Source organism: Mesorhizobium sp. M0768 (assembly GCF_040320195.1).
Taxonomy (GTDB): Bacteria; Pseudomonadota; Alphaproteobacteria; order Rhizobiales; family Rhizobiaceae; genus Mesorhizobium.
Genome location: NZ_JAMYPD010000120.1, coordinates 1 through 666, shown reverse-complemented (window position 1 = coordinate 666; position 666 = coordinate 1). Strand labels below are relative to the sequence as shown.

The following is a 666-nucleotide window of genomic DNA, read 5'->3' as shown; positions in this document are numbered from 1 at the left end:
GCATGATGGGGTGGACGGCGCCCGACGGCATCGGATGTGCCAGAATGAGTTCGTTGAGATCTCAAACAAGGGAGCCGTCCGTGGAACACCTTATCCGTATTGGCATGGATACGTCCAAGAGTGTTTTTCAGCTGCATGGTGTCGACGCTGCGGAGCGTTCGGTGCTGGTGCGTAAATTGCAACGGCGGGCGGTAGTCCCGTTCTTCGCCAAGCTTGCGCCGGTGAGGATCGGGCTGGAGGCGTGCGGTGGCTCGCATTACTGGGCGCGCACGCTGTCGGGGCTGGGTCATGAGGTGGTGCTGATCGCGGCGCAGCACGTGAAGCCGTATGTGCGGCGCGGCAAGCATGACGCGGCTGACGCCGAGGCGATCTGCGAGGCGATGAGCCGGCCCAGGACACGCTTTGTTGGGATCAAGAGCGGCGAGCAGCAAGCGGCGCAGATGCTGTTTGGGGTGCGCGAGCAGCTGGTGCGGCGGCGCACGCAGCTTTCCAACACGATCCGCGGCTACGCAGCCGAATTCGGCCTGGTGGCCGCACAAGGCCTTGCCCGCATCGAGCCACTGCTGGCCCGCATTGCCGGCGACGCGACGGTGCCGGCGCTGGCAAAGGAACTGCTTGAGACGCTCGGCGAGGAATACCGCGCGGTGTGCGCGCGATACGCGGCAA

General features: G+C 65.2%; 1 protein-coding gene. It reads left to right on the top strand.

The window, feature by feature from the left end; translation table 11 throughout:
* Nucleotides 1-80 precede the first annotated feature (80 nt).
* Nucleotides 81-666: IS110 family RNA-guided transposase (locus NKI08_RS34610; protein WP_352776016.1), on the top strand; the 586-nt coding region annotated here is incomplete at its 3' end.